Source organism: Planktotalea sp. (genome assembly GCF_049680325.1).
Lineage (GTDB): Bacteria > Pseudomonadota > Alphaproteobacteria > Rhodobacterales > Rhodobacteraceae > Planktotalea.
This window is the reverse complement of record NZ_JBAUHO010000233.1, coordinates 1-7,437: the sequence shown is the minus strand read 5'-3', so window position 1 is coordinate 7,437 and position 7,437 is coordinate 1. Positions and strand designations below refer to the sequence as shown.

Annotated in this window: 7 protein-coding genes; 5 read left to right on the top strand and 2 right to left on the bottom strand. The window is 54.8% G+C overall.

From position 1 onward, the window contains the following. Positions 1-247: retroviral-like aspartic protease family protein (locus WBC85_RS10485; RefSeq protein WP_424436415.1), on the top strand; the 247-nt coding region annotated here is incomplete at its 5' end. A 76-nt stretch (positions 248-323) separates the two neighbouring features. On the opposite strand, the gene WBC85_RS10480 is transcribed toward WBC85_RS10485, so the two are convergent. Together WBC85_RS10480 and WBC85_RS10475 are read right to left on the bottom strand one after the other, a co-directional pair. After that, positions 324-785, bottom strand: coding sequence for a DNA polymerase III subunit chi (locus WBC85_RS10480; RefSeq protein WP_424436412.1), 462 nt, complete (start codon positions 783-785; stop codon positions 324-326). Position 786: 1 nt separating this feature from the next. Further along, positions 787-2,256 carry a leucyl aminopeptidase gene (locus WBC85_RS10475; protein ID WP_424436409.1) on the bottom strand — a complete coding sequence of 490 codons (1,470 nt, stop codon included), beginning with the start codon at positions 2,254-2,256 and terminating at the stop codon, positions 787-789. Between the two features lie 126 nt (positions 2,257-2,382). On the opposite strand from WBC85_RS10475, the gene lptF reads away from it, so the two are divergent. The 4 genes from lptF to WBC85_RS10455 all read left to right on the top strand — a co-directional run bounded on the left by lptF (position 2,383) and on the right by WBC85_RS10455 (position 7,398). Then, positions 2,383-3,516 (top strand): LPS export ABC transporter permease LptF, encoded by a 1,134-nt coding sequence (gene lptF, locus WBC85_RS10470; RefSeq protein ID WP_424436406.1) that lies wholly within the window; start codon positions 2,383-2,385, stop codon positions 3,514-3,516. Next, positions 3,513-4,610: an LPS export ABC transporter permease LptG gene (gene lptG, locus WBC85_RS10465; RefSeq protein WP_424436403.1), complete on the top strand. Its 1,098-nt coding sequence runs from the start codon at positions 3,513-3,515 to the stop codon at positions 4,608-4,610. Before lptF ends, lptG begins: the two co-directional genes overlap by 4 nt. Next, complete coding sequence (locus WBC85_RS10460; protein WP_424436400.1) at positions 4,607-6,742, top strand: LPS-assembly protein LptD; 2,136 nt, start codon at positions 4,607-4,609, stop codon at positions 6,740-6,742. Before lptG ends, WBC85_RS10460 begins: the two co-directional genes overlap by 4 nt. 116 nt (positions 6,743-6,858) lie before the next feature. Next, on the top strand, positions 6,859-7,398 hold the full coding sequence (locus tag WBC85_RS10455) for a hypothetical protein (RefSeq protein ID WP_424436397.1): 540 nt from the start codon (positions 6,859-6,861) through the stop codon (positions 7,396-7,398). Positions 7,399-7,437 lie beyond the last annotated feature (39 nt).

Here is a 7,437-nt window from a genome sequence, read left to right as displayed (position 1 = left end):
GGATGCTGAAAAAGCGGGTATCGATTTGGGTTCATTGGCTTTTTTAAACGAAGCAATGACCGCGAACGGCCCTGTCCGAATTGCGTCGGTCCGTACAGAAAGTTTTGGGTTTGAAGGCGCAGAGATTTCTCGCTTTCGGGTTGATGTGAACGAAGGCCAGATGTCACAATCGCTTATGGGGATGAGCTATTTGCAAACCTTTGAGCGGATCGAGATTTCTGGCGGCACGCTCGTTCTGGTGCGTTAGACAGTATTGCCAAACGGCCCTTCAGGGAGACGTTTATTGGCAAAATGAACAAGGGGCGCATTAACCTTAACGGGCGTTAATCTTTCTTGGCTTTCATTTGCCAACTGCCGCTTTCTTCAGACCAGTATTGCGCGGAGCAGCCCGCGTCCGTGAGGGTTTTCCATTGCACGCGCGCAGATTGGGTTGCAGCGGCGTCATTGCCATCAAAGAGGATGCAGGTCCGTTCGGAATTTTGCACGTGCGCGGCAGTGATGTCCGCCCCGTCGATACACATGATGCACGCGGGTTTGTTTGTGTCGCAGAATTGGGAACTTAACAGGATCGGTTGATCCGCGTCATGTGGGCCGCCTGCAAGGCCATGGGCCAGAAAATCAGCAGCATTGCCGTGCCAAAGCCGGGCATCGAGCGCCTCAAGACGTGCAACGTTCGGGCCAACCACCAGACAACGCCAACCAGCGCCGCGCGCTTTGCCAAGCAGCAAAGGCAACGTCGTTTCAAGAGGTTGGCGCGTCAGATGGTAGAAAAAGGCGGCCCCCATATCAGCGCTCGAACATATCCTGCACCAGCCGGTTCAACGCCATAACGCCCCAACCCGTCGCACCTACGGGGGCAAGCGCGCTTTCGGATTTAAGCGAGGTAACGCCCGCGATATCGAGATGGACCCAAGGCGTTTCGTCCTTCACAAAGCGTTGCAGGAATTGCGCGGCAGTGATGGAGCCCGCAGGGCGCCCACCGATGTTTTTCATATCAGCAATGCGCGATTTCAGCATGTCGTCATAGGCTTTGCCAAGCGGCATGCGCCACGCGCCCTCGCCTTCGTTTTCAGCGGCTTTGAGGAATGCGTTGCACAGCGCATCATTGTTAGAGAACACACCCGCGTTGTCATGACCCAGACCGATCACGATTGCCCCTGTCAACGTCGCAAGGTCAATCATTCCGACAGGCGCGAAGCGTTCCTGTGCGTACCACATGACATCACACAGAACGAGGCGGCCCTCGGCATCTGTGTTCAGGACTTCGATTGTGTCACCTTTCATGGATGTAACCACATCGCCGGGGCGCACCGCATTGCCCGACGGCATGTTTTCAACAAGCCCGACAAGACCGACGACATTTGCCTTGGCTTTACGCAAAGCCAAAGCGCGCATAACGCCCGACACGACGCCCGCGCCGCCCATGTCCATGGTCATATCTTCCATGCCAGCAGCGGGTTTGAGCGAAATACCGCCTGTATCGAACACCACCCCCTTACCGACCAAGGCCAGCGGCTTGGTGTCTTTTTCGCCGCCATTCCATTGCATGACCACCACTTTGGACGGGCTGTCAGAGCCCTGCCCAACGCACAGCAGCGAGCCCATGCCAAGCTTTTCAAGATCGGCTTCTTCAAGCACTTCGACTGTCAGCCCAAGGCTTTCCATGTCTTTCAAACGCTTGGCAAATTCGGTTGTCGTCAAAACGTTGGCAGGTTCATTGACCAGATCGCGGGTCATATGGGCCCCCTCGGCAATGGCAAGCAGGGTGTTGACCTCTGGCTCTACGTCTTCGGGTTTGGCGCACATGATTGTCAGGGCACGCGATTTTGGCTCTGTATCGCTTTTATGCGGGGTGAATTCGTAGGCCCGCATTGCAACGCCCATTGCGATTTGGGCGGATTTTGTATTGCTGCCAGCACATAGCAGCGCAGCGCCGTCGCTTAGCACCTTGCCAAGGGCGGCACCTGCCTTGCGCGCATCCTGCGTGCTGGGGCGGCGATCCAGACAAAGGATGTCGACGGCCTCTGCGGCCATGCCTGCAGGAAAGCCAAGGGTAATGATGCTGCCTGCCTCTGCCTTTTCCAGCTTGCCAGCCTCAACCAAGCGCGCGACCGCGCCTTTGGTCAACCGGTTCACCCGACGCGCGCTTGCATCAAGCTTGCCGTCGCTTGCGATGACCAAGGCCACGCGCCCCTCAAAGGATCCAAGCGCATCAAGATCAACAGCAGAGAAAGAGGTGGTGACAAGGTTCGTCATGTTAGGCCATTCCTTTTGCAAAATCCCCTTAGGGATAGCGGGGATGCGCGCGCTTTGCCAGATAGCAGTTTTCGATAGGGCACAAATAGGTTAGAACCAGAAAAAAAGCAGTTAGTGGGGGCACTTTTGGCAAGATTCGACAGATATGTGCTGTCGCAACTTTTTGTGTTGTTCGGATTTTTCTCGCTGGTGTTGGTCTCGGTCTATTGGATCAACCGGGCGGTGATTTTGTTCGACAGGCTGATTGCGGACGGACAACCTGCCTCTGTATTTCTTGAATTCACGGCGCTGAGCCTGCCCAATGTGGTGCGGTTGGTGCTGCCTATGTCCGCTTTTGCTGCATCTGTTTACGTCACCAACCGGCTTGCGTCGGAAAGCGAATTGGTCGTGATGCAAGCGACGGGCTATTCGCCATGGCGTTTGGCGCGGCCTGTGTTCATTTTTGGTCTGCTCGTCGGCGTCTTTATGATGGCTTTGACCCAGTATCTGGTGCCAACTTCTTTGGAGCAATTGCGCTTTCGCGAGAACGAGATCAGCGGGTCCCTGTCCGCGCAGTTGCTACGTGAAGGCGAATTCGTACATCCGAGCAATGGCGTGACATTCTACATTCGTGAAATCACACCAGAAGGCGTGCTCAAGGATGTTTTCCTGAGCGACAGGCGGAACCAGAACCGCACAACGACATATAGTTCTGTCGACGGCTTTCTCGTGACCGAAGCGTCAGGGCCGAAACTTGTCATGGTCAATGGCATTGCACAGTCCCTTCGCAAAGACAATCGCACGCTCACAAAGACCAAGTTCACGGATTTCTCCTATAGCATTTCCGCGCTGATTGACGGGCCTGGTTCCATTTTCAAACCGCTCGATCAACGCCCGACATATGAGTTGTTCCTTGCAACGGACGCGGTTGCCGCTGCTACGGGCAAATCGCCGGGCCGCGTCCTGGAAGAAGCCCACGGGCGCTTTAACCAACCTTTGCTTTGTGTCGTTGCTGCATTGATCGGGTTTTCAACCTTGCTGGTTGGCGGCTTTTCACGCTTTGGCGTTGGCCGTCAGATCATCGGAGCGATTTTGCTGCTGGTACTTGTCAAGCTGGTCGAAAGCATTGTGACCGACCCGGTTCGCAACAACACACAGCTTTGGCCTTTGGTCTATGCACAAAGTGTCTTTGGCTTTGCCGCGGCAGCATTCATGCTTCGACTGGCTGCGCGCCCGCGCCGCCGGCGCAAAGACGCATCCTTGCAGGAGGCCGCCGTATGATCCTGCATTTCTATTTCGCGCGTCGCTATTTTCGGGTATTTATGACAACGCTGCTGATCTTTCTTGCGTTTTTGACGCTGATTGATCTGGTCGAGCAAATGCGCCGCTTTAATAGCAACAACGTAAGTTTCTCGGATATTTTCATCCTGACAATGCTCAACGCGCCCGCGGGGATTTATCAAATCTTGCCGCTGGTCATGATCCTTTCATCGGTTTCGCTGTTTTTGACCTTGGCACGTACATCAGAACTGGTTGTGACGCGCGCCTCCGGGCGTTCTGCTTTGGTGACCTTGATGTCGCCTGTGCTGGTGTCAGCTGTGATCGGAGTAAGCGCGGTGACGCTGTTCAATCCGATCGTGGCCTCTACCACCAAGCGTTTTGCCGCGCTTGAGGCAGAATACAAAGATCAGGGTCAGAGCACGGTTTCGCTTGGACGCGAGGGGCTTTGGCTGCGCCAAGGCGATGCGGATGGCCAAACCGTTATTCATGCGGCCAGGGCGGATGAACGCATGACGACGCTCTTTGACGTCAGTTTTTTACAGTATAATACCGAGGGATACCCGCAAACGCGCATTTTGGCCGCTCAAGCGACATTGACATCGCAAGGATGGCTGTTGGTTGGCGCCAAGTCCTGGTCTTTGCTCGGGGATTCAAACCCTGAAGAAACCGCAAAAGAAATCAGCAGCTTACTGGTTCCTACGACTTTAACCCAAGAGCGCATTCGCGAAAGCTTTTCAGATCCATCGGCGATTTCGATTTGGGGAATGAATAGCTACATCAATGAATTAGAGGATGCTGGCTTTTCTGCGCGCCGTCACAAGGTCTGGCTTCAAATGGAACTTGCCCGACCGCTTTTCCTGATGGCGATGGTTTTGGTTGGCGCGGGTTTTACGATGCGACACAGCCGCTTTGGTAAAACCGGCGTGTCGGTTCTTGCTGCGGTGATGCTGGGCTTCGGGCTTTACTACATTCGTAATTTCGCACAAATTCTCGGTGAAAACGGGCAACTTCCGACATTGATTGCAGCTTGGACGCCGCCTGTGGCTTCGATTTTACTTGCACTCGGATTATTGCTCCATATGGAGGACGGATGAGCCGGTTTGTCCATATGTTGCGTTTTCTGAGCCTAGCATGCGCATTTGCGTTTGCAATGACCGCCCCTGCCCGCGCGCAGGATGTGGACGCAGCGTTGTTGGTTGCCGATAGCGTTCTCATTACCAATGACGAACGCCTTGTCGCGACCGGTAATGTGGAAGCCTATTACGATGGAATCCGCGTGTTCACGGATGAAATCATTTATGACCAGAAGCGCGATGAGCTAATTATCAAAGGCCCCGTGCGCATATCGCAAGAAAATGGCGACATCCTGATTGCCGATAGCGCCGATTTGGACAGCAAGCTTGAGAACGGAATTTTGCGCGGAGCACGCTATGTGCTTAACCAAGAGCTACAAATCCTATCGGCGCAAACCGACCGCGTTGAGGGCCGTTATACTGTCCTGCGCAAGGTTGTTGCGACGTCGTGCCAGATTTGCGGCACTGGCATTCCGATCTGGCAGATCCGCGCGGACCGCGCGATCCATGACCGTGTTGAAAAGCAGATCCACTTTCGCAAAGCCCAGTTCCGTTTGCTTGGCGTGCCGGTCTTGTACCTTCCGCATATGCGCATTCCTGATCCGTCGCTCAAACGAAGCAACGGCTTTCTGGTTCCGAAGTTCGTGTCTGATACACAGCTCGGGTTTGGCATCAAGATTCCGTATTTTATCACCATCGGCGATCATGCCGACCTGACTGTCACGCCGTTTGTGACACCCGTGACAAAAACGTTGGAACTGCGTTTTCGCAAGATGTTCCGGCGCGGTTATATCGAATTTAACGGGGCCATGTCGCAGGACACAATCCTGCCCGACGAAATGCGTCACTACATGACGGGCTATGGCGCCTTTAATCTGGGCAACAGCTTTGTTCTCAGCTTTGACATCGAAACCGCATCAGACAGTGGATACCGTTCTAACTATGGCTATTCAGGGCGTGACCGCCTTGGATCCGGTATTACATTGACGCGCGTGAAGCGGGACGTTTTCTTTCAGGCGGAGTTGTTGAATTTCGAAACGCTGCGCGACAATGAAAGCAACAAAACCCAACCAACCCTGATTGGCAACGTGACTTATGAGCGCCGCTATCAACCTGCGCGATTGGGCGGCGAGTTGCGCGCCACTCTTGCTTTGCACGGCCACAAACGCGTTTCGATTACCGATATCCTCGGACGCGATATGACGCGGGTCAATCTTGATCTTTCCTGGCGCGATGAATGGAGCATTGCTGGCGGCATGCGATTTGGCCTGACCACGTCGCTCGGTCTTGATAGCTATGAAATAAAGCAGGACAGCACCGCGCTTGGCCGTTCAACCCAAGCAACGCCTGCAATTGCAGCGACGCTTCGATATCCTTTGCAAGCGACGGGCCGTGACGGTGCAAGCTATCTTCTGGAACCCATTGCCCAAATCGGCTGGGCTGGTGGATCGCCCTCGACACTGCCAAATGATGAAAACGTGATCTCGGAGTTTGACGAGGGCAATCTGCTCTCCCTTTCCCGTTTTCCGGTTGCGGACAGGCGCGAAACCGGCGTCGTCGGCGCACTTGGTCTTCGTTGGCAGCGCTTGCATCCTGATAGCTGGTCAGCAGGCTTGACGATCGGGCAAGTCTTCCGGGACACAGCTGATCCGTCCTTTTCTTCCAATTCAGGTCTGCAAGGGCTCACGTCGGATACGCTGCTTGCGATGAACTATTCGGCGGCATGGGGCGGCGCGATAACTGCGCGTGGATTGTTTGATGCCCAGTTTGAACCCGTAAAAACCGAAGCGCGCGTCAGCTATTCGCGTGGCAAGGTCACGCTTGCTGGCACTTATGTGCAACTCAAAGCAGATACTCAGGAAGAGCGCACAAGCTCTGTCGCGGAATGGTCGCTTGATGGCACTTACAAGATCAATCGCCACTGGACCTCAACCGCCAGTTTCCAATATGATTTGCTTACAGACCGCTTTGCCAAAACTGGTGCGAAAGTGATCTATCAAAACGAATGTATTTCTGTTGGTCTTGGTGCAACGCGCAGCTTTGCAAGCTCTACGACACTTGTACCGGCAACAACTTACGAACTGGCTGTGTCCCTTTTGGGATTCAGTACCGGTGGCAGCGGAAAAGCGGCACGCCGCACATGCAGGAATTAAGCGATATGGCTCACACGCACTTCTCATTCAAATCAATGACCCGCACTTGCGTTGCCGTACTATCGTGTGCGGCTTTGCTCACACTGAGCGCCCCGCATGAGGGCGCCGCTCAAAACATGTTCGCAACGGCAATCAAGGTTAACGAGCGTTCGATCACCAATTTTGAAATCGAGGAACGCATCAAGTTTCTGCGCCTGCTACGCGCCCCTGGCGAGCACCGCTCGCTCGCGCGCGAGCAACTGATTGACGACCGCCTGAAGCTGGGCGCTGCAGAAGCTGTCGGCATCAAGCCATCGTTGGAAGAAGTCCAAGGTGGCATGGATGAATTCGCGGGCCGCGCAAACCTGACACGAGAAGAGTTTGTGAAAGCCATCGAAGCAGGCGGTGTTTCCGAACAAGCCTTTCGCGATTTCGTTACCGCAGGTCTTGCCTGGCGCCAGCTTATGCAGGCTAAATTCGGCGGACGCATTGACGTAAGCGAAGCTGAAGTCGATCGCGCACTTGCATCCACCGGCGCAATTGGCGGCGTGCGGGTGCTGCTTTCTGAAATCATCATGCCGGCGACGCCTGCGCAGGCAGCATCTGTGCAGGAACGAGCCGAGCGCATTGCCCAGATTACCTCGACAGCGGCTTTTTCAAACGAGGCGCGCCGTTAGTCTGCCTCTCCGTCGCGCGGTCGCGGTGGTCGTCTGGAC

What these genes read in the sequence shown, in the direction of transcription:
- WBC85_RS10480 (WP_424436412.1), bottom strand. Translation starts at nt 785, where the DNA reads ATGGGGGCCGCCTTTTTCTACCATCTGACGCGCCAACCTCTTGAAACG.
- WBC85_RS10475 (WP_424436409.1), bottom strand. Translation starts at nt 2,256, where the DNA reads ATGACGAACCTTGTCACCACCTCTTTCTCTGCTGTTGATCTTGATGCG.
- lptG (WP_424436403.1), top strand. Translation starts at nt 3,513, where the DNA reads ATGATCCTGCATTTCTATTTCGCGCGTCGCTATTTTCGGGTATTTATG.
- WBC85_RS10460 (WP_424436400.1), top strand. Translation starts at nt 4,607, where the DNA reads ATGAGCCGGTTTGTCCATATGTTGCGTTTTCTGAGCCTAGCATGCGCA.
- WBC85_RS10455 (WP_424436397.1), top strand. Translation starts at nt 6,859, where the DNA reads ATGTTCGCAACGGCAATCAAGGTTAACGAGCGTTCGATCACCAATTTT.